The sequence below is a fragment of the Streptomyces sp. T39 genome, from assembly GCF_008042045.1.
Lineage (GTDB): Bacteria > Actinomycetota > Actinomycetes > Streptomycetales > Streptomycetaceae > Streptomyces.
In genome coordinates this window covers 1-748 of record NZ_RDBP01000290.1, presented here as the reverse complement: position 1 = coordinate 748, position 748 = coordinate 1, and the positions used below count along the sequence as shown (strand labels likewise).

Annotated in this window: 1 protein-coding gene and 1 pseudogene; one reads left to right on the top strand and one right to left on the bottom strand. The window is 74.7% G+C overall.

What is annotated here, in order from left to right:
* The coding region (locus EAO77_RS38325) for a DUF389 domain-containing protein (RefSeq protein ID WP_147992862.1) at positions 1-274 on the top strand (274 nt) is incomplete at its 5' end.
* 70 nt (positions 275-344) lie between these two features.
* Here the strand turns inward: EAO77_RS38325 and EAO77_RS38320 are convergent.
* Positions 345-748 (bottom strand): annotated as a pseudogene (locus EAO77_RS38320) (phosphoglucosamine mutase); the annotation flags it as partial.

The window sequence follows — 748 nt, the reverse complement described above, 5'->3', positions numbered from 1 at the left end:
CGTCGTCGCCGCCCTCGCCGGAACGGCCGGCATGCTCTCGCTGACGTCGGCCAAGTCGGGCGCCCTGGTCGGCGTGGCCATCTCGGTGACGACCGTCCCGGCAGCGGCCAACGCCGCCGTCGCCTTCAGCTACCGCGAGTACGCGCAGGCGTGGGGCTCGACCGAGCAGCTCCTGCTGAACCTCGCGGGCATCGTGCTCGCCGGCACGGCGACCCTGCTGGTGCAGAAGGCGCTGTGGCGCCGGAGCCGGCGCCGGGCGGAGCGCACCGGCTGATTCCGCGGACCCGTACGCACGAGGGCGCCCCCGGACCGTGTCCGGGGGCGCCCTCGTGCGTACGGGTCGGTCAGCCGAGCGCCGACTTCACGACGTCGGCCAGCCGGCCGGCGACGCTCTTCGCCTGCTCCAGGTCGGCGGCCTCGACCATGACGCGGACCAGCGGCTCCGTGCCCGAGGGGCGCAGCAGCACCCGGCCGGTGGCGCCGAGCTCGCGCTCGGCCTCGGCCACGGCCTGGGACAGCTCCGCGGAGGTCGTCACCCGGGACTTGTCGACGTCGCGCACGTTGACGAGCACCTGCGGCAGCCGCTCCATCACACCGGCCAGGTCGGCGAGGGAACGGCCCGTGGCGGCGATCCGGGCCGCGAGCATCAGACCGGTCAGCGTGCCGTCACCGGTGGTGGCGTGGTCGAGGACGATGACGTGGCCGGACTGCTCGCCGCCGAGCGCGTAGCCCTTCTCCTTCATCGCCT